This window comes from Microbacterium ureisolvens, assembly GCF_019511645.1.
Classification (GTDB): Bacteria; Actinomycetota; Actinomycetes; order Actinomycetales; family Microbacteriaceae; genus Microbacterium; species Microbacterium ureisolvens_A.
In genome coordinates this window covers 250,531-271,985 of the sequence record NZ_JAEUAX010000005.1, presented here as the reverse complement: position 1 = coordinate 271,985, position 21,455 = coordinate 250,531, and the positions used below count along the sequence as shown (strand labels likewise).

Annotated in this window: 19 protein-coding genes; 5 read left to right on the top strand and 14 right to left on the bottom strand. The window is 69.4% G+C overall.

All coding sequences use genetic code 11. The features are described from left to right. Nucleotides 1-48: 48 nt before the first annotated feature. The 5 genes from JNB61_RS11445 to JNB61_RS11425 form a co-directional block, all read right to left on the bottom strand. The gene (locus tag JNB61_RS11445; RefSeq protein WP_220339713.1) at nucleotides 49-756 is read right to left on the bottom strand and encodes an EthD domain-containing protein; all 708 of its coding nucleotides are present in this window, start codon (nucleotides 754-756) and stop codon (nucleotides 49-51) included. 10 nt (nucleotides 757-766) lie between these two features. Further along, the gene (locus JNB61_RS11440) at nucleotides 767-2,056 is read right to left on the bottom strand and encodes an oxidoreductase (RefSeq protein ID WP_220339712.1); all 1,290 of its coding nucleotides are present in this window, start codon (nucleotides 2,054-2,056) and stop codon (nucleotides 767-769) included. A gap of 67 nt (nucleotides 2,057-2,123) precedes the next feature. Further along, a complete protein-coding gene (locus JNB61_RS11435; protein WP_308291256.1) occupies nucleotides 2,124-3,692 on the bottom strand; it encodes an MDR family MFS transporter in 1,569 nt (522 codons plus the stop codon). A gap of 86 nt (nucleotides 3,693-3,778) precedes the next feature. Then, nucleotides 3,779-4,444, bottom strand: coding sequence for a response regulator (locus tag JNB61_RS11430; RefSeq protein WP_220339710.1), 666 nt, complete (start codon nucleotides 4,442-4,444; stop codon nucleotides 3,779-3,781). Beyond that, nucleotides 4,441-5,631 (bottom strand): sensor histidine kinase, encoded by a 1,191-nt coding sequence (locus JNB61_RS11425; protein WP_308291255.1) that lies wholly within the window; start codon nucleotides 5,629-5,631, stop codon nucleotides 4,441-4,443. The genes JNB61_RS11430 and JNB61_RS11425 overlap by 4 nt, the downstream gene beginning before the upstream one ends. Before the next feature lie 159 nt (nucleotides 5,632-5,790). Between JNB61_RS11425 and JNB61_RS11420 the strand changes: the two genes are divergently transcribed. Next, entirely contained in the window at nucleotides 5,791-6,495 is a 705-nt protein-coding gene (locus JNB61_RS11420; RefSeq protein WP_220339709.1) for an ABC transporter ATP-binding protein, read from the top strand. Next, nucleotides 6,492-7,796 (top strand): ABC transporter permease, encoded by a 1,305-nt coding sequence (locus tag JNB61_RS11415; protein ID WP_220339708.1) that lies wholly within the window; start codon nucleotides 6,492-6,494, stop codon nucleotides 7,794-7,796. The genes JNB61_RS11420 and JNB61_RS11415 overlap by 4 nt, the downstream gene beginning before the upstream one ends. A 32-nt stretch (nucleotides 7,797-7,828) precedes the next feature. On the opposite strand, the gene JNB61_RS11410 is transcribed toward JNB61_RS11415, so the two are convergent. The 6 genes from JNB61_RS11410 to JNB61_RS11385 form a co-directional block, all read right to left on the bottom strand. After that, nucleotides 7,829-8,656 carry an ABC transporter substrate-binding protein gene (locus tag JNB61_RS11410; RefSeq protein ID WP_220339707.1) on the bottom strand — a complete coding sequence of 276 codons (828 nt, stop codon included), beginning with the start codon at nucleotides 8,654-8,656 and terminating at the stop codon, nucleotides 7,829-7,831. Continuing rightward, entirely contained in the window at nucleotides 8,653-9,654 is a 1,002-nt protein-coding gene (locus tag JNB61_RS11405; protein WP_220339706.1) for a fumarylacetoacetate hydrolase family protein, read from the bottom strand. The genes JNB61_RS11410 and JNB61_RS11405 overlap by 4 nt, the downstream gene beginning before the upstream one ends. Before the next feature lie 9 nt (nucleotides 9,655-9,663). Continuing rightward, nucleotides 9,664-10,605, bottom strand: a complete 942-nt coding sequence (locus JNB61_RS11400; RefSeq protein WP_220339705.1) for a VOC family protein — start codon at nucleotides 10,603-10,605, stop codon at nucleotides 9,664-9,666. Nucleotides 10,606-10,614: 9 nt separating this feature from the next. Then, nucleotides 10,615-12,120, bottom strand: a complete 1,506-nt coding sequence (locus tag JNB61_RS11395; RefSeq protein ID WP_220339704.1) for a bifunctional 3-(3-hydroxy-phenyl)propionate/3-hydroxycinnamic acid hydroxylase — start codon at nucleotides 12,118-12,120, stop codon at nucleotides 10,615-10,617. 123 nt (nucleotides 12,121-12,243) lie between these two features. Then, nucleotides 12,244-13,158: a LysR family transcriptional regulator gene (locus JNB61_RS11390; protein WP_220339703.1), complete on the bottom strand. Its 915-nt coding sequence runs from the start codon at nucleotides 13,156-13,158 to the stop codon at nucleotides 12,244-12,246. A 45-nt stretch (nucleotides 13,159-13,203) separates the two neighbouring features. Beyond that, nucleotides 13,204-14,580, bottom strand: coding sequence for an aldehyde dehydrogenase family protein (locus JNB61_RS11385; protein ID WP_220339702.1), 1,377 nt, complete (start codon nucleotides 14,578-14,580; stop codon nucleotides 13,204-13,206). A 108-nt stretch (nucleotides 14,581-14,688) separates the two neighbouring features. On the opposite strand from JNB61_RS11385, the gene JNB61_RS11380 reads away from it, so the two are divergent. Both JNB61_RS11380 and JNB61_RS11375 read left to right on the top strand, forming a co-directional pair. Continuing rightward, the gene (locus JNB61_RS11380) at nucleotides 14,689-15,702 is read left to right on the top strand and encodes an ornithine cyclodeaminase family protein (protein ID WP_220339701.1); all 1,014 of its coding nucleotides are present in this window, start codon (nucleotides 14,689-14,691) and stop codon (nucleotides 15,700-15,702) included. A gap of 17 nt (nucleotides 15,703-15,719) precedes the next feature. Continuing rightward, the gene (locus JNB61_RS11375; protein ID WP_220339700.1) at nucleotides 15,720-16,739 is read left to right on the top strand and encodes a dihydrodipicolinate synthase family protein; all 1,020 of its coding nucleotides are present in this window, start codon (nucleotides 15,720-15,722) and stop codon (nucleotides 16,737-16,739) included. Nucleotides 16,740-16,780: 41 nt separating this feature from the next. Here JNB61_RS11375 and JNB61_RS11370 read toward each other — a convergent pair whose 3' ends face one another. The 3 genes from JNB61_RS11370 to JNB61_RS11360 form a co-directional block, all read right to left on the bottom strand. Continuing rightward, a complete protein-coding gene (locus JNB61_RS11370; protein WP_220339699.1) occupies nucleotides 16,781-17,182 on the bottom strand; it encodes a PaaI family thioesterase in 402 nt (133 codons plus the stop codon). A 2-nt stretch (nucleotides 17,183-17,184) separates the two neighbouring features. Next, nucleotides 17,185-18,402, bottom strand: a complete 1,218-nt coding sequence (locus JNB61_RS11365; RefSeq protein WP_220339698.1) for an acetyl-CoA C-acyltransferase — start codon at nucleotides 18,400-18,402, stop codon at nucleotides 17,185-17,187. 167 nt (nucleotides 18,403-18,569) lie between these two features. Then, nucleotides 18,570-19,157, bottom strand: coding sequence for a TetR/AcrR family transcriptional regulator (locus JNB61_RS11360; RefSeq protein WP_220339697.1), 588 nt, complete (start codon nucleotides 19,155-19,157; stop codon nucleotides 18,570-18,572). A gap of 105 nt (nucleotides 19,158-19,262) precedes the next feature. Here JNB61_RS11360 and JNB61_RS11355 point away from each other — a divergent pair, with 105 nt between their 5' ends. Further along, nucleotides 19,263-21,413: a hypothetical protein gene (locus tag JNB61_RS11355; protein WP_220339696.1), complete on the top strand. Its 2,151-nt coding sequence runs from the start codon at nucleotides 19,263-19,265 to the stop codon at nucleotides 21,411-21,413. Nucleotides 21,414-21,455: the final 42 nt, after the last annotated feature.

Below are 21,455 nucleotides of genomic sequence, written 5' to 3'. Positions count from 1 at the left end.
GCCCGTGGCGCCGCGGGCGACCGCGCGGACACCGGGTTGGAAAGAACGTCAGATCCGGGAGATCTCCCGCGTGAGGATGCCCGCCGAGAACTCCGGTTCGGTGAACACGAGCTCGTCTGCGGCGAGCTTCTCGCGGTAGTGCTCGGTGGCGAACTCTGCCTCCAGCGCGTCGATCGACGCGAAGGTGAGGGCTCCCACGCCGTCGTAGCGGCCGCGCTCGAGGCGGGTGCTGACGGCCAGGGGTGCGGGGGTGTCCTCCAGGCGGAGCAGGCGCTCACGAGTGCCGGGCCCATCGAGCGCGAGCTGCGCGTGAGGGCCGGTCCAGTGCTCGCTGAATTCCGCGAAGCTCAGGCGCCGCCGCGACACCGGCAGCGTGAAGACCTTGACGGCCTGGGGGGGCACCGGCGCATCGCTCTCCCACAGCAACTGCGGTGCTCCTCCGATGCCGGTGGGTCGCACCGCGAGGAGGTCCTGACGTCGCGGGAGCCACTCCTCACTGAACGCGCGGGAGACGACCCAGTCGGCGGCGTCGTTCTTGCGCGCCCACCACGTCTCGAACGCGGCGTCGAACGGCGCGGCGCCGATGTGCGAGATGGGGACGCGGCCGGCGACCGGCGCGTTGAAGGCCGCAGCGACGAGGCCGGATGCCTCGAGCGGGTGTTCGGCATCGAGCCGCGACCAGGCCTGGGTGAAGGCGTCGGCGTCGTGCGCGTCGGACGAGCGCAGCAGCAGCACGAGCTTGAAAGCGGGGGCCATCGCGTCTCCTTCAGTGAGTCCGCTTGGCGGGGAGCATCCGCGCGGTGGTGTCGGCGATCTTCATCAGCACCGCGTTGCCAGCCGCCCAGATGAAGGCGTTCTGAAGCGCGCCCGCCCGCGCCGCGCGCGGATCCTCGCGCCCCATCTCGCGGTTCTTGTGGCACGCGACGGGCACGTTCGTCATCAGGCGCCTGAGGCACGAGTTGGCGTGGTCGCACCACACGATCTCAGACCGGCGGGCGCCGAGCACCTTGATGGCGTAGTCGGGATCTGCCAGCAGCTGGCGCGCGAGCATGGAGGCGTCGGCGTGGCCGGCGGCGATCGCATCGGCGGCCTGCTGCGGATGGGGCGTGCTGGAGAGGAAGAGCGGGATGTCGCCCAATCCGGCGCGGAAGGTCTGGGGCTCGCCGTGCGCGAGCATGGTGCCCGACGTGGAGGGAACGTTGACCCCCATCGACTCGTAGTTTGCCTCGCTCAGCGACACGAAGTCCAGGCCCGCCGGCGCGATATGCGCAACCACCTCGGCGAATCCCTCGGGGCCCTGGCCGCCCGGCATGTGGTCGTTGACGCTCACACGGATGCCGATCGGAAAGTGCGGCCCGACCGCCGCGCGCGTGGCGGCCACCGCATCGCGCAGGGCGCGTGCGCGGTTCTCGGCGCTGCCGCCGTACTGGTCGGTGCGCTGGTTCGCGAGCGGTGAGAGGAACGACGAGTAGAAGTAGCACATGTGGGCGCCGATCTCGACGCCGTCGAATCCCGCTGCTCTGGCCCGCCGCGCGGCGGCGACGGTGTGGGCCTGGATCTCGGCGATGTCGTCGATGGTGGCTTCGTCGGGCACCGGCGTTGTTCGTCCGCCGGGGACGTAGACGTGGTCGGGAAGACCCTGAGCCCCCAGGACGACCGGTTTCGGGCTGGCGGCGACCAGCCTCGCGCCGTCACGCGGCACCCCCATGCGTCCGAAGCTCGGGAAGATCTGCGCGAAGACCTTCGCGCCCGCGGCGTGCACTGCGTCCACGAGCCGCGCGAGGTCGGGAACGAACTCGTCCTTGTCGAAGCGGATGTTGGGCGAGAACGGCGACTCGTTCCAGCCCCGCTCGCTCGCGACGGTTCCGCCGACGATGACGAGTCCGACGCCGCCTCGCGCCCGGCGCTCGAGGAAGGCGATCGACTGGTCGCTCACGCGCCCGTCCTCGGTCGGCCGCAGTACCGCCATCGGGCCGAGGATGATCCGGTTCTTGATCGTCACCGAGTTGATGCGGAGCGGAACTCCGAGAGCATGGGCGATGCCGGCAGACGTCATGGCCATCCCTTCGTCCGGCGTGCGGTCGGTGGGTAAGCATACGCTACGGACCGTGTCGGACCAACCGCTACATCGTGACCTTTGCGCCTGCTTCCTCGGTTGCGTCGAGGGTGGCGCGCAGCGGAACCTCCTTCAGGAACACGACGAGCAGCAGGCCTGCGGCCAGAAGCGGGATCAGCATGGCGAAGACGGGGGTCAGTGCGTCGTTGTAGGCCCCGACGATGATGTCGCGGATCTCATCGGGCAGCGCGCTGACGGCCGCCGGGGTGAACGAGTCGGTGTCGCCCGCGGCCCCTCCCGCCGGCATCCGCTCCGCCAGAAGGCCGGTAAGCCGTGCGGTGAAGAGTGCTCCGACGACGGCACCGCCCAGCGACGCCCCGATCTCGCGGAAGAAGTTGTTCGAGGCCGTGGCCGTGCCGACCTGCGAGTCAGGAAACGAGTTCTGCACGATCAGGACGAGGATCTGCATCGAGAGCCCGATGCCGGCGCCCAGCACGAACAAGTAGGCCATAAGCGCCCACAGCGGGGTATCGACGGTGAGCGTGGACAGCAGCCACAGTCCGACGGCCACGACGATCATGCTCGCGATCGGCATCCACTTGTACCGGCCGGTCCGCGACGCCAGGAACCCGGTTGTGATCGCGGTCGACATGAGCCCCGCGATCATCGGCAGCATGAGCAGACCCGACGAGGTGGCGTTCACTCCGGTCACCATCTGGAGGTATGTCGGCAAGTACGCCAGCGCCCCGAACATGGCGACCCCGAGCACCAGTCCTGCCGCAGTCGCCAGCACGAAGTTGCGGCTGGCGAACAGGGAGAGGGGGATGATCGGCTCGGCCGCGCGATGCTCTGCGAGCACGAACAGGGCGGCGAAGACGACAGCGGTCGCGATGAGGGCGAGCATCGTGGGTGAATCCCAGTCGTATTCGGTGCCGCCCCACGACGCGACGAGGATGATGGCGGTCACCGAGATCGCCATCGTCACCGTTCCCCAGACGTCGAACGTGACCTTGGTCGCGCGCTTCGGGATCTTCAGGAACACCGCAGCGAGGAGGATGGCGACCAGCCCGAGCGGAATGTTGATCCAGAAGGCCCAGCGCCATCCGACGCCTTCGGTGAACCACCCGCCCAGCAACGGACCGGCGATCGACGAGATGCCGAACACGGCGCCCATGATGCCCATGTACTTCGAGCGCTCCCGCACGGGGACGACGTCGGCGATGATCGCCTGCGACAGGATCATCAGGCCGCCGCCGCCCACGCCCTGCACGGTACGTCCGACGATGAGCCATGTCATGTCGGGCGCGGCGCCTCCGATGACCGAGCCGATGAGGAACACCGTGAGCGCACCGATGAACAGCCCCTTGCGCCCGATCAGGTCGCCCAGCTTCCCATAGATGGGCATCATGATGGTCGCCGCGACCAGATAACCGGTCGTCACCCAGAGCATGTGGCTCACGCCGTGGAGTTCGCCGACGATCGTGGGGAGGGCGGTCGAGAAGATCGTCTGATCCAGCGAGGACAGCAGCATCGCCACCAGCAGTCCGGCGAACACCAGCAGGATGCGGCGGCGGTCGGTGGCGGGCGGGTCGCCGGCCTGATCGGCGACGGAAGAGGAGACGGTGTGATCGGTCACCCTGTCATGCTCCTCGCGTGCGCCGCAGTGCGCGTCCTCCTCGCGCGGCATCTTGGCGTACCGCGGGCGCGGTACGCCAAGCGGGGCTACTCTCTGGGCGTATGCAGCCCCGACTCGTAGGCGAGGATCACGAGCTGTGCGCGGTCGTGGGCGTGGACCTTCGTCATGATCCGGTTCACATGCGTCTTCGCGGTGTGCGGGGAGATGAACAGCTCGTCGGCGATCTCCTGGTTGGAGCGTCCCTTGGCCACCATGCGGAGAACCTCCTGCTCCCGCTCGGTGAGTGATGAGATGAGCGGCGACGACTCCAGGCGCGCGGCGGGCGGCGTCGCGACGAATCGGTCGATGAGAGCGCGGGTGGCCAGCGGCGAGAGCAGGGCATCGCCGGCGTGCACGGCGCGGACGGCGCGGACGATGTCGTCCGGCTCGGAGCCCTTGCCGATGAAGCCGCTCGCACCCGCGCGGAGCGCCGCCACGAGGTACTCGTCCTCCTCGAAGGTGGTCAGCACGAGCACCTTCGTGTCGGCCAGGCCGGGGTCGGCGCAGATCGCGGCCGTCGCCTGGATGCCGTCGAGATGCGGCATCCGGATGTCCATCACGACCACATCCGGGTGCAATGCCCGCGCGATCTCGACCGCCTCTTGCCCGTCGGCGGCCTGGCCGACCACGGCGATCTCGTCGTGGTCCGCGAGGATGTCGGCAACCGCCTGGCGGATCAGCGTCTGGTCGTCGACGATGAGCACCGTGATCATGCGGCCCCCTCCCGCGTCAGAGGCAGGCGGGCCTCGACCTTGAAACCGGCCGGAGCGAGACCCGCGTTCACCGCGCCGCGGACCGATGCGACGCGCTCGCGAAGCCCGATCAACCCCAGGCCCGACCCCTGCTCGGCAGGGCTCTCGGGCGCACCCGAGCGGACGGGGTTGGTCACGGTGACGACCACCTCGTCCGTGTCGGTGCGGATCAGCACATGCGCGCGGTGCTGAGCGCCGTGCTTGTGCGCGTTGGTGAGCGCCTCCTGGATCACACGGTAAGCAACCACGTCGACCACACCCGTCACTCGGTCGAGGTCCCCCTCGAGGCGCGTGCGCACCTCGAGTCCCGAGGCGGCGAACTGCGCGACGAGCTCGTCGAGTTGTCTCAGCCCCGGCTGCGGGCTGGGACGGGATCCGTCCGGCACGTCAGCGCGGAGCATCGTGAGGAGGTCGCCGATCTCGCCGAGGACCGTGCGCGCGGCGGAGCGGATCGTCTGCAGCGACTCTTTGGCGCGCTCGGGCCGCGTGTCGATGGCGGAGCTGGCGACGCCGGCGTTCAGGCTGATGACGGCGATCTGGTGTGCGACGGTGTCGTGCAGGTCGCGCGCGATCCGCAGACGCTCCTCGCTGACGCGCCGGCTAGCCTCCGCCTCCCGCGTCTGCACCGCGCGTTCCGCGCGCTCCGTGATCGCAGCGATGTATGCGCGCCGCGACCGTGCCCCGTCGCCCGCGGCCGCACCGAGGGCGACGATGAACCCGAACTGGAGCACGCGCGGATCGACCATGCTGTAGACCGAGGCGAGCAGCGCCAGCAGCATGATCGTCACGGTTGCGCATGCGCCGATGATGAACCCGCGCCGCCGACTGCTGCGCAGCGCGATCTGGAAAGTCGCCACGCCGATCGCGATCGCGATGCCGGGGGAGAGCGTCCCCGCGACGGCGGTGAGCCCGAACACCACCAGCAGCACCACGAGAACGCCCAGCGGCCAGCGCCGGCGCCAAGGCAGGATAACGATCGGAGACAGCACCAGTGCGGTGGTCAGGGGTCCCGTCGGGAGGAACTCCGGGACCGGCGAGGGGATGAACGCGAGAGTGACCACGACCAAGGTCACGAGCGCGTCGGGCAACCAGCGCGGTGCCGGGTGCGGATCCGCGGGCACCTCGGGGAGGTCGGCCTGCTGCGTCACGCCACCAGTGTGCCGGATGGGCCAGGGTGGAGCATCCGGCGGCGGCTGTAGGCGGCATACCGCGGACGCGGTATCGAAGTGTCTCTTCAGGGAGGACGCGGGCGTGGGGGCGCGACGCGAGGCTGGAGGGACGACGATCAGGAACGGAGCGCCCTCGCCATGTCCACCCCCATCCTTCAGGTCTCGGGCTTGCGCAAGACCTACGGCCGCGGCCAAAACCGATTCGAGGCGCTCCGGGGGGTGAGTCTGGATATCGGAGAGGGCGAGTCCCTCGCGATCGTCGGCAAGAGCGGCTCGGGAAAGTCGACTCTCATGCATCTGCTGGCCCTGCTCGACGTCCCCGACTCGGGTCGTATCCTGCTCGAGGGGAACGACACCGCCGGCCTGCGCGGCGCGAGGCTCAATCGGACCCGCAACAAGACCTTCGGCTTCGTGTTCCAGCAGTTCTTCCTCACGGGCAAGGACAGCGTCGTCGAGAACGTCGTCCTGCCGTTGAAGATCGCCGGTGTCGGTCGTCGCGAGCGCCGACGGCGCGGCCTGGCGGCACTCGAGCAACTCGATCTCGCAGACAAGGCTGGGAACAAGGCGCTGGATCTGTCGGGAGGTCAGAAGCAGCGGGTGGTCATCGCCCGCGCACTCGTCAACAACCCGCGGATCATCTTCGCGGATGAACCGACCGGCAACCTCGACACCGCCACGGGCTCCGTGGTCGAGGACATCCTCTTCACGCTGAACCGGGAGCATGGGATCACGCTCGTGATCGTCACTCACGACGACGACCTCGCCGCCCGCTGCGATCGCCGTGTCGTCATCCGTGACGGGATCCTCGTCGAAGAACTCGCGGTGACGGAGGCCCGGGCATGAAGATCTCCGACCTGATCGGCTCTGCCGTCTCCAACACCTTCCGCTCAAAGACCCGCACGATCCTCACGATCCTCGCGATCTTCGTGGGCGCCTTCACCCTCACACTCACCAGCGGGCTCGGCACCGGCATCAACGCCTACATCGACGACACCGTATCGGGGGTGGGCGCCTCTGATGCGATGTCGGTCACCCGTGCCGACGAGAGCGCCGCGGGCCTGCCCGGGGCGAGTTCCGGCGAGCCGCGCGAGTACGACCCCGACGCGATGTCCAGCGGCGTCCCGGGCATCAGCGTGGTCGCGCTCACACCCCACGACATCGCCACCCTCGAGGGGATCGATGGCGTGCTGGACGTCGACGCCGTGCGCACCATCACGCCCGACTACATCCAAGCAGGCGACGGGACTCGCTTCGTCGCTTCCGTGGGCAGCCTCATCCCCGGGCAGACGGTCGTTCTCGCCGAGGGGGCCGAACCCGACCCCGACACTGCCGAGCTCGAGGTGGCGCTCCCGGCGGCCTACGTCGACGCGTTGGGGTTCACCAGCAACACTGACGCCATCGGGGGAGCAGTCACGATCGGGATCACCGACGCGCTGCGCGCCTCCCACACCGTCGACGCCACGATCGTCGGAGTCGTCGAAGATGCGTTGGCCAGTCCCACCGGATCCAGCATCCTCGTCAACGACGCACTCAGCGACGCGCTGTTCGACGCGCAGAGCACCGGTCTGACGGCGGACCAGGCCGACCGCTATGCCTCCGCGACCGTGTGGTTCGATCCCAATGCGACCGCCGCCGAGGTCCAGGCCCTCAAGGACCGCCTCGCCGACGAGGGTTTCACCGGCACCACGGTCGCGGACCAACTCGGCGCGATCACCACCGTCATCGACGGCATCGTGCTCGTGCTCAACGCGTTCGCGGTCATCGCCCTCCTCGCGGCTGCGTTCGGCATCGTGAACACGCTGTTCATGTCGGTTCAGGAGCGCACCCGCGAGATCGGGCTGATGAAGGCGATGGGCATGGGTTCGGGTCGTGTCTTCACGCTCTTCAGCCTCGAGGCCGCGTTCCTGGGTCTCCTCGGCAGTGCGATCGGGGCGGCGATCGCCATGCTCGCCGGCAGCGGGATCAGCGCCGCCCTCGCCGACGGGCTGTTGTCAGATCTGCCGGGACTCACGCTCATCGCCTTCGACCCGGCCTCGATCGCCACGATCGTGCTGCTCGTGATGGTGATCGCCTTCCTCTCGGGGACGCTACCTGCCGCTCGCGCGGCACGAGCTGACCCGGTCGACTCGCTTCGCTACGAGTAGACGGATACGGCTGGCGGCCTGTGCCGAACGACTCACTCCTGGAGGATGCCGGGCACGCACAGGTCAGCCAGCCGAACTCCCGGCGGCAGCATCCCGAGATCCGCGCGGACGCGCGTGATCACGTCGAGGCCGGGGGCCGGCACACGCAGCGTGCGCGGACGGGTCGCCCACGCGGATGCCGCGGCCTTGCCGAAACCCGCGGCGACGAGCATGTCGATCCCTTCCGCGTCTTCGATCCGGTTCGAGATCGTCGTGGCCTCGTGCAGGGCGTCGAGGTACGCCGCGACATCTTCCGATCCGCAAGCGTCGGCGCGGGCGACGAGGCCTTGGCCGGGAAAACCAGGGAGCATCTCCGGCACCCTGCCCAGCAGCACGGCCCCGCTCTCGACCGCCGTGGCGTCGAACGGAGGCCCGAGCAGTGTGGCGTCGACGACGCCGTCGAGCAGCGCACCCAGGCGCTCTCTCACACCGCCCACTTCTGCGTAGTCCACGCCGCCCACCCCGGCGCTCTCCAGAAGCCAGCGCGCTGCCAGCGCGAACCCGTTGCCTGCGGCGTCCACCCCGAAGCGTCGGCCGGTCAGCTGCGCCAGCGACGATGGCCCGCCGATCGCGAAGATCCCGAGGGCTGTGGTGCTCTCCATCTGCGCCACCAGTTGCACGTCGGCTCCGGCAGGAACCCAGGCGAACAGGTTGTCGATCGCCGTCACGGCGAGATCGATGTCTCCGGCGAGCAGACCGGCGAGCTGATGCGGGCTTCCTGTCGTCCGGCGGGCGTCGACGTCCACGCGATCCAGCAGACCGTTGGCCTCGGCGACGATCAGCGGAACCGGCGGGACGAACTGGCTCTGCCGCAGCGTCATCGACTCGCCTGCCAGGGCGGCAGCTCTCCGCTCGCGCCGCGGACGACGGTGCGCTGGGCTCCGAGACCCTCGATCTCGGCATCCATCACGTCACCGTCTGTCAGGAATCGCCCCCAGTGGGAGCCGTTGCCTGCGGGCGACCCGGTGATGAGCAGGTCGCCGGGCTGCAGCACCGCCACCGAGGACGCATAGCTGATCAGCGCGGGGACGTCGAAGGCCAGGTCCGCACTCGAGGAGTCCTGCATCACCTCCCCGTTGAGCCGGAGTCGCATCGCGAGCGCGCCGGGATCGGGCACGAAGCGGGCGGGCACGAGCCACGGCCCGGTCGGGAAGAAGCCGGGCTGATTCTTGGCGCGGAACCAGTCGGTGCCGATCTTCGCCATGTCGTTGCGGGGGACGAGCGAGCGCACGGTCAGGTCGTTGACGATCGTGTACCCCGCGACGTGCCGCAGCGCGTCGTCGGCGCCCACACGGTGCGCGGTGCGACCGAGATAGACGCCGAGCTCGATCTCCCAGTCGACGTCGTGCCCGACATCGGGCAGCACCACGTCGTCGCGGGCGCCGGACACCGCCGATGCCAGGCCCGTCCAGATGTAGGGATCGCCCGTGCGGATGCGCTCGTCCATCTCGGCGGCCGCCTCGGCGCGCAGCTGCTGCGGCGACGCCCCGTCGGAGCCCAGGCCGTGGGCGACGCTCATCTGGATGATGTGCTCTCGGTAATTAGCCCCCGCGGCGATCACAGGACCCACCGGCTGCACAGGTGGCAGCATCCGTCCCCTGCGGTCGGCGAGGAGCGTCTCGATACCGCCGGCGGGAGCGGCACCGCGGTCGAGGTGGTCGGCGAGGAGGTCGAGGTTGCGGTCCCAGTCACCGAACAGGTCGGCGGTGCGTGCGACGGCGGGCAGCGCCGTCCGGATGTCGTACACGAGCTCGTCACGGATGACGGCGGGCACGACCTCTCCGTCGAGCAGGAGCGAAGCGATGGCGAAGGCGGTCATCGTCGTCCGTCACAGCGGCGGGGCGACGAACAGGTGGCGGTCATCGGAGTCGTTGAACATCTCCTTGGTGATGAACTCGTCCATGTCGCCGCCGGTTCCCCACTGGTCGGACGTCTCGGGCTGCTGCACGTCGTAGATGTGCGGGTGCCAGGTGTCTTCGTCCAGCTCCTCCAGCTCGGTCGTCAGCTCCATGGTGTTGCCGTTGGGGTCGATGAAGTATGTGAAGGTGTTGTCGCCGGCGCGGTGACGGCCGGGTCCCCAGATCTTGCGATAGCCGGCGCGGATCATGCGTCCGCTGCCGTACATGTACTCGTCGATGCCGCGCATCTCGAACGACGCGTGCTGCAGCGACGCGTGCGGCCCACGGGCGATGGCCATCGAGTGGTGCTGCGAGCTGCAGCGCATGAAGTAGAAGAGGTCCCCCGCGTGCGGGTGGTTGAGGGTGTCGGAGAGGCGGAATCCGAGGTGCCTCTCGTACCAGGCGCGCATGGCCTCGGGCTGGTTGGAGTTGAGAACGACGTGCGACAGGCGCACCGGGATCGCCTCGCGCTTCTCGATCTTGCGGTGCTGCCGGACCTCGACGTCGGTGGAGACCTCGACCGTGCGCCCCTCCAGGTCGAAGAAGCGGAAGCCGTACCCGCCGCCGAGCGTCTGCAGGTCGGTGGGCTCGAACACGAGCGGCACGCCGGCGGTGGCGAGCTTCTCGGCGAGGCCGTCGACCGCCTCGCGGTCTGCGGCGCCGAAGGCCACGAGGTCGAGGCGCTTGTCGGCGGAGCGGCGGACCCGCGTGATGTACTGCTCGGGCGACCCTTCCGCGGCGAAGTACACGACGTCTCCGTCGTCGTGCTGCACCGTCAGGCCCCAGTGGTTCTTGTAGAACTCGACCTGCTTCTCGAAGTCGGGGACGGCGATGTCGAAATGACGGATATGGGTGATGGGGCTGAACGACATGGTGTGCTCCTAACGCGATTCAGCGGTGAGATCGGCGGTGCCGGTGAGGGAGGGGACCTGCAGCAGCAGCCGCTCGAGCTCTGCGGCGGTCCCGGCCGTGCCGAGGATGTAGTGATCGGGGCGCAGGACCGCGGCGCGGGCGCCGATGGTGGCGAGCAGGGCTGACACCTTGGCCGGGTCCAGCAGTGTGACGACGTCGCCGTCGTCGTCGAGTGCGGCGCGCAGTGCGGGCGCGAGGTCGTCGTAGACGGCGCGCTCGGCGGCGACGAGGAAGTGGGAGCCGACCATGTCGTCCAGCCGGATGCCGTCCGCGAGGATCGGCTGGGGTCCGAGCCTTCCGCCGCGGTCCTGCCCGGCGTGCAGCCCGGGCCCGAGCGCCGGCGGCTCGGGAACCGCCGACGCGCCCGGGTTGGCGCGGATGTACTCGTCGCGACCGTGGGCGACCTGAGGGTCGGTGGTCTGGATGATGACGGCCTGGTTGGCCGCGGTCTCGACCCAGAAGGTCGCGTGCGGCTTCCGCTCGCTCTCGTACGTGTCCAGAAGGCTCTCGTCCGCCACGCCGCGAGCGACCAGGTCCAGCTTCCAGACGAGGTTGGCGGCATCGCGGATGCCGGCGCACAGACCCTGCCCGAAGAGAGGAGGCGCCTGATGAGCGGCGTCGCCGGCGAGGAAGATGTTGCCGCGACGCCACTGACGGGCGATGCGACCGCGGAACGTGTAGATGGCCTGGCGGTCGGGGGTGAACTTGTCGGCCGGAAGTGCGCCCCGGCTGATGCGCTCGACGGCGGCTGGCGTGACGATCTCGGCAGGGTCGTCGTCGGGCATCAGCATGAACTCCATGCGGACGCGGTGGCGGGGCAGTCGCAGCCACAGGGCGGGCCGGGTGTGCCGGCCGAACTGGATCATGTCCGCCTCGTAGCCGGGGGCGTCCACCAGCTGGCCGTCCACGACGAGCCACGGCGTGTCTTCACCGTACTTGTCGCTCTCGATGCCGAGCCGATGGCGGATCTCCGACCGTGCGCCGTCCGCCACGATCGCCCAGCGGGCACGCGTCGTGCGCACCTCGCCCGCGGCGTCGGAGGAGGTGACGACGACGCCGTCGTCCGTGGTCTCGACGTCGGTCACCGTCTCTCCGCAGCGCAGCTCGATGCCCGGGGTCTCGGCGACGACCTCGCGGAGGAGCTGCTCGATGTCGGGCTGGTGGAAGCTGATGTGGTCGTTCCACCCTTGCTCGCCGATCCGATCGGTCGGTGCGTGGACGAGCACCTCGCCCGCCTCGTTCAGGATGGCGACGTTGCGCATCGGGATCGTGACGTGCTGGAATCGCTCGGCGACGCCGAGGCCCTGCAGCGTTCGCATCGTCTCGCCGTCGAAGTGCACGGCGCGCGCGGTCGGCCAGAGCCGGACATCCTTCTCGAAGGCGATCGCGCGAAGCCCCGCGCGGCCGCAGAGGGCGAGCGCGGTAGTGCCGACGGGGCCGCCGCCTACGATGACGACGTCGACATCGTGTGTCACGGAAACACTCCTTCGTGTTCAGTACGAATCGTATCGCATCGCGGATACAAGATCCTGGTCCCCACTATGGAGGCGGCCGCGTCATCGGGGAAGAGCCGGCTGCGCATAACCGTCATCTGATTGTCAGATGATGGTCGCCGCGACCCTTGCCAGCAGTCCGCGCAGCCAGATGTGCTCGGCGTCGTGCTCCCGGTCGGCCAGCCACCAGAAGGCGTCGTGCACCGGCGCGAGGTCCAGCGGCGGCAGCACGACGCGCAGGCGCGGGAACATGGCTACAGCCATCGATGCCAGTCCTTCCGGCACCACCGCCACGCGGTCGGTGCCGACGATCAGGGACGGGATCACCAAGAAATGCGGGGTGACGGCGGCGACGCTGATCTCGATCCCGCGGAACTGCAGCTGCCGGCGCGCCGGATTCATGTCCTCGCGTGCGGCGAGGTTCTGCACCCACGGGCGGGTCAGCAGCTCGTCGGCGGTGGGCGATTCGGAGATCCCGGATGCTGCGTCCACGAGGCACACCCAGCGCTCCAGGGGCAGATCGATATGCGGCTGGTCGACCACGTAACCGTGGGGAAGGATGACGGCGTCGAGTGTGCGCAGGGAGTCCGGGAGCCTGTTGACCAGGCGCGTGTCGACGGGAGGGAACTCGAACCGGATGTTGGGGGCTTCGCGCGTCGCGAGCACGCTCAGCGTCGGGGCGACCCGGGCGACCGCGTAGTCCACGCCGGCGATCGTGAACGTTCGCGAGCTCGTCACCGGGTCGAACCTCGACTGCAGGCGGAAGAACTGCTCGGTCTCGGCGAGCACGTGCGGGAGCGCGGCGAGCAGGCGCTCGGCCAGCGGGGTCAGGCTGTGCTGATTCCCGCGCCGCACGAGCAGCACGTCGTCGTAGTGGGCGCGCAGGCGTGCGAGGTGACTCGACATGACGGGCTGCGACACGTGGAGGCGTGCCGCCGCGCGAGTCACGTTGCGCTCCTCCAGCAGTGCGCGCAGCGGCTTCAGAAGGTTGTAGTCGACGGGCGCCACCACGGCCTCCACCCCCTCATCCGTGTGGGGCCGCGTCGACCCGCACGGGTCTTCAGGCTATGCCTTCCACACCGTCTTCAGATTGCAGAACTCGCGCTGGCCGACCGCGGCGAGTTCCCGGCCGAATCCCGACCGCTTGATTCCGCCGAAGGGCAGTTCCTGGTACGACACCGTCATGCCGTTCACGAAGACGGCGCCGGCGTCGATCCCCGCGATGAAGCGGGCCTCCTCCTCGGCATCCGTCGTCCACACTGCGCTCGAAAGGCCGAATCCGGTCTGATTGGCCAGGCGCAGGGCGTCCTCGTCGTCGCGGGCACGGTAGAGCGAGGCCACGGGGCCGAAGGCCTCTTCCTGGATCAGGCGCGCGTCGTCGGGCAGGTCGGCGATCACCGTCGGCAGGTAGAACCAGCCGTCGAGGTCGGGGGCGCTGCCGCCCGTCAGGATTGAGGCGCCCTTGTCCCGGGCGTCTTCGACAAGCTCGGCGAGTTCGGTGCGTCCGGACTCCGTGGCCAGTGGTCCGACCTCGGTCGCCGCGTCGAGCGGGTCGCCGACGGTGAGACCGGCCATGAGGCGCGTGAACTCCCGCGCGAACTCGTCGTAGACGTCGGTGTGGACGATGAACCGCTTGGCCGCGATGCAGGACTGCCCGTTGTTGTTGATGCGCGCCCGCACCGCCGTCCGCGCGGCTTCCGCCACGTCGGCCGACGCGAGCACGATGAACGGGTCCGATCCGCCGAGCTCGAGGACGGCCTTCTTGATGTGCTGCCCTGCGATTGCGGCCACCGACCGGCCCGCCGGTTCGGAACCGGTGAGCGTCACCGCTGCGATGCGGGGATCGGCGATCACCGGTGCCACCTCGGAACCGCCGATCAGCAGCGTGCGCAAGGAGCCGGCGGGGAACCCGGCATTCTCGAAGAGCGCGTCGAGCGCCATGGCGCACTGCGGCACGTTGGAGGCGTGCTTCAGCACGCCGGCGTTGCCGGCCATGAGGGCGGGCGCGGCGAAGCGGATCACCTGCCACAGCGGGTAGTTCCAGGGCATCACCGCAAGGATGACGCCCAGCGGCTCGTAGCGCGTCCAGGCGCTGCCGGCGCCCACCGCCGCCGGGTCGGCGAGCGGGGCATCAGCCAGGAACTGCTCGGCATGATCGGCGTAGAACCGCATCGCCTTGGCGCATTTCGCTACTTCGGCGACCGACTGCGCGATGGGCTTTCCCATCTCCACGGTGATCAGCTCGCCGAGCCCTTCGGCGTTCTCCTCGAGGAACGCCGCCGCGCGGCGCATCCACTCGGCGCGCTGGGCGAAGGTCGTCTCGCGCAGCGCCGCGGCGGCGCGGTGGGCCTGGCCGATACGGGCGTCGACCTCGCGCGGAGCGTGCGGCTCGAGGATCACCTCGGTCTTGCCGCTGGTGGGATTGACGGTCGCGATCGTCATGCGGGACTCTCCTCCGGTCGGGTGTATCCGCTACCGTACCGCGAATAGATACGAAACGTACCGTGTATGATGAACTCGCCACGACGGCGACCACGAAGGAGTGACGCAATGAGCCACGAGTCCGAAGCCTCCGCGCGCCCCGTGGTGTTCCTCACCGACGCCGATGTGGAGCAGCTCGCAGACCTGCCACGCGCGATCGCTGCGCTGCGCGGCGCGTACAGTGCGCCCGCCGACGAGCGCCGGAATCCGGGCAGGATCTTCGCCGACTCGGGCCGTGAGTGGATGCGGGTCATGCCCTCCGTGCCGGCCAGCGGCCGCCTCTTCGGCGCGAAGTCGATCAACGGCTCCTTCGCCGACGGCCTCCGCGTGAGCTACCTGATCTCGCTGTTCGACAAGGAGACCGCCGACCTGGTGGCTCTTGTCGACGGCAATCGCGTGACCGGGCTGCGCACTGCGGCGACGACCGCGGTGGCGACCGAGCAGCTCGTACGCGGCGGGCCGCTGCGCGTGGGCGTGATCGGCTCGGGTTTCGAGGCGCAGTCGCACGCCACGGCGCTGGCCCTGGTGGCCGACTTCGCGTCGGTGGCGGTGTACAGCCCCACGCCGGCCAATCGCGAGCGGCTCGCGGGGCTGCTGTCGGGGTCGATCGGAGTGACGGCCTCGGCCGTCGCGTCGGCCGAGGAAGCAGTGCGCGGCGCGGACCTGGTGCTGTGCGCCGCGCGCTCGCGCGACGAGAGCCCGACGATCCGGGCCGACTGGGTCGGCGACGACGCGACCGTGGTGTCGATCGGCTCCACCACGCCTGCACAGCGCGAGCTCCCGGCCGAACTGATCGCCCGCGCAGCGGTGATCGTCGCGGACGGCGTGGACGAGGTCGTCCGTGGCAGCGGCGACCTCATCGCCGCGCGCGCCGCGGGAATCGATGTCGACGCGATCACCGTGTCGCTCAACGAAGTGCTGCTCGGCGAGCGATCCGTCGACCGCGGTCGCGGCATCCGTGTCTACAAATCCACCGGTTCCGGCCTGCAGGACATCGTCGTGGCCGAAGCGCTCGTCGATCTCGCGCGCGAGCGCGGCGTGGGCACGCTTCTTCCGGTCGGCATCGTCACCACCCGCAAGTGAGAAGGAGCAACGCACACATGGTCGACTACACGAAGAGCGAGGCGCGCGACTGGGCGCGGGAGCACTGGAAGGGCGCGATCGCCGTCACGATCCCGTCGTACTCGGCGGACTTCGCGCGGATCAACGACGACGCCATCCGTCACGACATCCTCAAGCTCAAGGAGCTCGGCTTCGCCGGGACGCTGCTGGTCACCGAGGTGAACATCACCCCCGAAGAGAACGCGCGTGTCACCGCCGTCGCTCGCGAGGCGGCCGGGCCCGGCTTCCACCTCTTCTTCCACGCCGCCTTCAACACCCTCGAGGAGAACATCCACGCGCTCGCCCTCGCCGAGAAGGCGGGCGTCGACAGCGTCCTGCTCTCGTACCCCACGGCCTTCTGGCCGACCTCGCTCGACGAGGTGTTCGACTACACCAAGCAGCTGGCCGACTCGACCGACCGCGGGGTCATGCTGTTCGGGCTTCCGGCCTGGGGTTTCGAGCGCATCGACAACGCCGGGATGCCGGTGCCGTGGGTGCGCACCGTGCTCGACCAGATCCCCAACATCGTCGCCATCAAGGCCGAGCAGGGCAACCCGGGGATCCCGGGCGTGATGGAGATGTACCACCATTTCCGCGATGAGGTGGTGATCTCGTGCCCCATCGAGGGCGAGACTATCCCGCTCATGTCGGTGCTCGACTTCCAGTTGTCGGGTACCAGCAACACGAACTGGATGAGCGATTACTTCCCCCGCGCCTTCGAGCTCGCCCGCACCGGGCGCTGGGAGGAGGCCATGCGGCTGTGGTGGCAGGTGGCGCCGGCGCGGGCGGCGAACACGGCGATCCTCACCGGATCGGCCATCGGCACCACGGTCATCAACCGCACCGGGTGGAAGTACCAGGAGTGGCTCGCCGGGTTCAACGGCGGCGCGCTGCGTGCCCCGGCTCCTCGCATTCCGGACCGTTTGATGAAGCAGGCGCGCCAGGCGCTGATCGCGTCGGGGCTGCCCGTCACCGACCTGCCCGACAGCGAGTTCGTGCGAGGCCGCACCCCCGCCTGATCCTCGCGCCCTTCCGGGCGGCCCGCGCGCTGCCCGGAAGGCTACGCGCGCCGGGTCGCCCGGGCGGTCCCGCGGTAGATCGCGACGACGCGATCGGCGGCGACGACCTCGACGTCGACCACCGCGCGTCGCTCATCGTGGTACGTCGTGTGTGCGCGCGCGGTGAGCAGGTCGCCCGCGCGGCTCGGAGCGAGGTACTGGATCGTCGCGTCGGCGGTGGCCGCATAGCGCAGCACGGTGTTCGCGGCCATGGCGAACGCCTGGTCGGCGAGGGCGAAGACGACGCCGCCGTGGGCCATGCGGTTGCCGTTCACCTGCTGCGGGTCCACGGTCAGCGTGATCGTCGCCATCCCGGCGTGAGCCTCCACGATCGTCATGCCGAACCATTCGAGCACCGGCTCGTCCGAGGTAAGCTCCCGGATGAAGGGATCGACTCTGCCCATCGTCAGTGGAGCCGCTCGACGACGAGGGCCATGCCCTGCCCGCCTCCGACGCACAGCGTCGCCAGGCCGATCTGACCGTCCCGCTCGCGCAGCGCGTTGATGAGCGTGCCCGTCAGGCGCACACCGGTGGCACCGAAGGGGTGGCCGAGAGCGATCGCGCCGCCGTGGACGTTCACCCGCTCCGGGTTCAGCCCCAGATCGCGCACCACCGGGACGACCTGCGCGGCGAACGCCTCGTTCAGCTCCACCAGGTCGATGTCGTCGACCGTCATGCCGAGCCGTCTCAGCACGCGCTGCGTGGCCGCGATCGGGCCGAGCCCCATGATCTCGGGCGACAGGGCGCTCGCGGCGGCGCCGAGCACCCGCGCCAGCGGTCTGAGCCCCAGGTCCTTCGCGCGCCGTGCGCTCATCACGACTGCCGCCGACGCGCCGTCGTTGAGCGGGCTGGCGTTGCCCGCGGTGACCGTTCCGGACTCGAGGAACGCGGGGCTGAGCGCCGCCAGTTTCTCGAGGGTCGTGTCGGGGCGCGGTCCGTCGTCGTGAGTCACCATGGTGCCGTCGACACGAGCGTGCGGCGCGATCTCATGCTGGAAATACCCGGAGACCACGGCGGCGGCCGCGCGCTGCTGCGAATTCAGCGCCCACTCGTCCTGGTCGGCTCGTGACGTACCGCTGAGGCGGGCGACGAGCTCGGCGGTCTTGCCCATGGCGACGTAGACGTCCGGTTCGAGACCGGACTCCCGCGGGTCCTGCCACGGCGCATCCGAGGCGAGGAGCGCATCGACGCGCGCGGCCGCGGCGTCGCGCCCGGGGTAGGTGTGGTGCGACACCGGCGGAGCGCTGCTGGTCGACTCGACACCGCCCACCAGATACGCGTCGCCGTCGCGTGCGCGGATGGCCCGTGCCGCAGAGGCGAGCGCCTGCAGCGACGAGGCGCAGAAGCGGTTGACGGTCGCCCCCGGAAGGCTGTCGTAACCCGCCAGGACGGCGACCCGACGGGCGATGTTGTCGCCCTGGGCGCCCTCGGGCACGGCCGTGCCCAGCAAGAAGTCGTCGAGGGCCGCGGCATCCACTTCCGGGACGTCGGCGAGGGCGGCCCGCACCGCGGTCAGCGCCAGGTCCTCAGGCCGTTCATCGGCGAAGGAGCCCTTGCGCGCGCGACCGAAAGGGGTGCGCCGGTAGGCGACGATCACCGCGTCGCCCTGTGTCGCGCCGGTCATCAGCGCCCCGCATTCGTCAGCATCATATTCGAATCGTATCGTATCGATGCGCGAGCTCACGAAGATCAGGCGCTCCGGCCTGTCCGTCGGTACGTCGGATGCGTCCACGACCCCGCTCGAGTCGCTCCCCCCGGGCTGCGTTCGGGCGGTACGGCCGCGCCCGGCGCTCAGTCGATCGCGTGCGGACCGAGCAACGCCCGGATGTGAGACTCGATGAGGGCCCGGATATCGAACGGCGGACCTTGCATCCATTGCAGCTGGAGGCCCTCCCATGCCGCCAGCAGCAGATGCGCTGCGTCGTCCGCATCGATGTCCTCGGGCACCCGCCCGAGTTCCTGAAGGCGGCGGATGTCGGCGGCGACCACCGCGACCGAGCGTGACCAGCGTTCGCGGAAGAACGTGTTGGCCGGATGCGCGGGATCGGCCGCGGCGCCGGCGAGCTCGTTGTACAACCGGGCGTAGTTCGTGCGCTGGACGCCCGCCTCGGCGCGACCTCCCATCTCCGCGATGGGCCCCGCCTCGTCACCGCGCGTGCGATTGTTCTCGTCGTCATGCTGCTGGAGCGCCGCGATCAGGAGGCTCTCCTTAGTGGGGAAGTGGTAGTACACGGTCGGCTCGCTCGTCTCGGCGAACTCCGCGATCTCGGAGATGGCGACGTTGCGGTGGCCCTTCTCTCGCACCAGCTCGAGCGCCGCCGCGCTCAGGGAGCGACGTCGCGCATCGGATTTCGCATATGGTCCGCGCTTGGTCGACATCCGGGCTCCCCCTCCGCGCCGGCAGGGCGCCTCGCCAGCAATGTTATGCTCGACCGAAATTAATAGTTGGCTCAGAATTCAGTCTACCGAAGGCGAGGAAGCCGAGTGACCATCGACCGCCGCCGGCTCGTGCGCGCGCACAACCCCGTGTACACCTCCGCCCACCCGACCGCTGTGCTCACGCTAGGCAATGGCGACTTCGCGATGTCCGTCGACGTCTCGGGCCTGCAGACGTTTGCGCGCTTCCATGAGATCGTGCCCGATCCTCGTCGTGTGGTCACGGACGGCGTCTCCGGGTTGCCGGAGCAGCAGGTGCGGGCGTTCGACGTCGACGATTTCCAGATCCCGCTGCGGACGCAGGCAGACTGGGGCTGGTACCGAACTCGGGCGACGCGGGACTTCCGGCTCGAAGAGACCGAGACCGTCTACGACACGAACCGGGGGCCGGTTCCGTACCTGGATCGGATGGGACTGCAGCGCCCCGCAGACCCCATCGCAGAAGAGTTCGAGGCCGGCGCCTGGTTCCACTACAACCCCCGCCGGGCGCACCTGGGACGACTGGCGCTGGTGGGTCCGGACGGGGCGGAGCCGCAGCATCCGTCGCTCCTCGTCGATGTGAGGACGGAACTCGATCTCTGGTCGGCGACGGTGCGGGCGGAGTACTCCCTGGAAGGGGAACGCGTCTCGGTGACCACCGTCGCGGACCCCGCTGGCGACGTGCTGGCCGTGGACGTCGAATCAGGGCTGCTCCAGCGGGGCTGGGGCGTGGCCTGGGTCTTCGACGCGCAGCCGGACGATCTCGCAGCGTTCGAGCTTCCTGTCGAGCATACGACATCGTGGAGTCCGGACGGGACGCGGCGCGGCGTCGCCCAACGCACAGTCGAGTCCACGACCTACGTCGTGCAGATCCAGACGTCCGGTGCGCTCGTGGATGGCGGCGATCGTATCCTCGCGAGCGCGGCCGGCCTGTCCCACCTGGACGTGGTCGTCGCGCTGGCTCCTGGAAAGTCGGCGGCGTCACTCGACCCCGCGTCGTTCGACGAGGTGCGAGCCCGTGCCGAGGGCTGGTGGCAGCGGTACTGGCAGGACGGCGCGGCCGTCAGCTTCGGCGGCAGCACGGATCCTCGAGCGCAGGAACTGGAGCGGCGCGTCGTGCTGTCGCAGTACCTGCTCGCGGTGAACAGCGCGGGATCGACCCCGCCCGCGGAATCCGGGCTCACCTACAACACGTGGACCGGCAAGTTCCACCTCGAGATGCACTGGTGGCACGCGGCGCACTTCCCGCTCTGGGGGCGTGGGCACCTTCTCGAGCGAAGCCTCCCGTGGTATCACCACGCTCTCGAGCGAGCCCGCGAGACGGCTGCGCGGCAAGGGTATCGCGGCGCGCGCTGGCCCAAGCAGACCGATCCGTCGGCGCGCGAGTCGCCGAGCAACATCGGCGTCTTCCTGGTCTGGCAGCAGCCCCACCTGATCCATCTGCTGGAGCTGCTGCGCGAAGAGGGCCGAGACGACGACTTCCTGAGGCGGCACTACCCGCTGATCGAGGCGACGGCCGACTTCATGGCGGACTTCGTCGAGGAACGCGACGGCGCCTATGTGCTGCCGGCTCCGCTGATACCCGCGCAGGAGAGCTATCTGGCCAACCGTGCCACGAGTGAGAGCCCGACCTTCGAACTCGCGTACTGGTCGTGGGCCCTCCTGTGTGCGAATGAGTGGCGGCGGCGCATCGGGCTGGAGCCGCGCGAGGACTGGCAGCGAGTCGCAGCGAACATGCGCCCGCCTCATGTGCTGGCCGATGGCACATACGCGGCGATCGCGACGCCGCCGTATCTCATCCGCAAGGATCACCCGTCGATGCTGATGGCGGCGGGGTGGTTGCCGGATACCGGCATCATCGACCTCGGGATCATGCGCGCGACCCTCGACGCGGTATGGAGCGATTGGGACCTGCAGTCCAGCTGGGGGTGGGACTACCCCGTGATGGCGATGACCGCGACCCGGCTGGGCGACATCCCGCGCGCGCTGGATGCCCTGCTGCACGCGTCTGCGAAGAACGTCTTCCTCCCGAACGGCCACAATCCACAGATGCCCGGCTTTCTGACGCTCTACCTGCCCGCCAATGGGGGCCTCCTCGCTGCGGTCGCCCACGTGGCTGCCGCGGTGCGGGCCGGCGCGGCAATGCCCGAGGGATGGATCGCCGAGAGCGAAGGCGCGTGGGCGGGAGCACCCGCTCCCAATTTGAGAGTTGTCTATTGATTTTGACCGTGCCTTCATGAACAATGGGGCGTGGCAACCGAT

Bases quoted from the DNA above. Each gene is read 5' to 3' on its own strand.
- JNB61_RS11420 (WP_220339709.1), top strand. From the start codon at position 5,791: ATGTCCACCCCCATCCTTCAGGTCTCGGGCTTGCGCAAGACCTACGGC.
- JNB61_RS11430 (WP_220339710.1), bottom strand. From the start codon at position 4,444: ATGATCACGGTGCTCATCGTCGACGACCAGACGCTGATCCGCCAGGCG.
- JNB61_RS11400 (WP_220339705.1), bottom strand. From the start codon at position 10,605: ATGTCGTTCAGCCCCATCACCCATATCCGTCATTTCGACATCGCCGTC.
- JNB61_RS11380 (WP_220339701.1), top strand. From the start codon at position 14,689: ATGAGCCACGAGTCCGAAGCCTCCGCGCGCCCCGTGGTGTTCCTCACC.
- JNB61_RS11370 (WP_220339699.1), bottom strand. From the start codon at position 17,182: ATGGGCAGAGTCGATCCCTTCATCCGGGAGCTTACCTCGGACGAGCCG.
- JNB61_RS11385 (WP_220339702.1), bottom strand. From the start codon at position 14,580: ATGACGATCGCGACCGTCAATCCCACCAGCGGCAAGACCGAGGTGATC.
- JNB61_RS11415 (WP_220339708.1), top strand. From the start codon at position 6,492: ATGAAGATCTCCGACCTGATCGGCTCTGCCGTCTCCAACACCTTCCGC.
- JNB61_RS11365 (WP_220339698.1), bottom strand. From the start codon at position 18,402: ATGACCGGCGCGACACAGGGCGACGCGGTGATCGTCGCCTACCGGCGC.
- JNB61_RS11360 (WP_220339697.1), bottom strand. From the start codon at position 19,157: ATGTCGACCAAGCGCGGACCATATGCGAAATCCGATGCGCGACGTCGC.
- JNB61_RS11375 (WP_220339700.1), top strand. From the start codon at position 15,720: ATGGTCGACTACACGAAGAGCGAGGCGCGCGACTGGGCGCGGGAGCAC.
- JNB61_RS11440 (WP_220339712.1), bottom strand. From the start codon at position 2,056: ATGACGTCTGCCGGCATCGCCCATGCTCTCGGAGTTCCGCTCCGCATC.
- JNB61_RS11445 (WP_220339713.1), bottom strand. From the start codon at position 756: ATGGCCCCCGCTTTCAAGCTCGTGCTGCTGCTGCGCTCGTCCGACGCG.
- JNB61_RS11405 (WP_220339706.1), bottom strand. From the start codon at position 9,654: ATGACCGCCTTCGCCATCGCTTCGCTCCTGCTCGACGGAGAGGTCGTG.
- JNB61_RS11410 (WP_220339707.1), bottom strand. From the start codon at position 8,656: ATGACGCTGCGGCAGAGCCAGTTCGTCCCGCCGGTTCCGCTGATCGTC.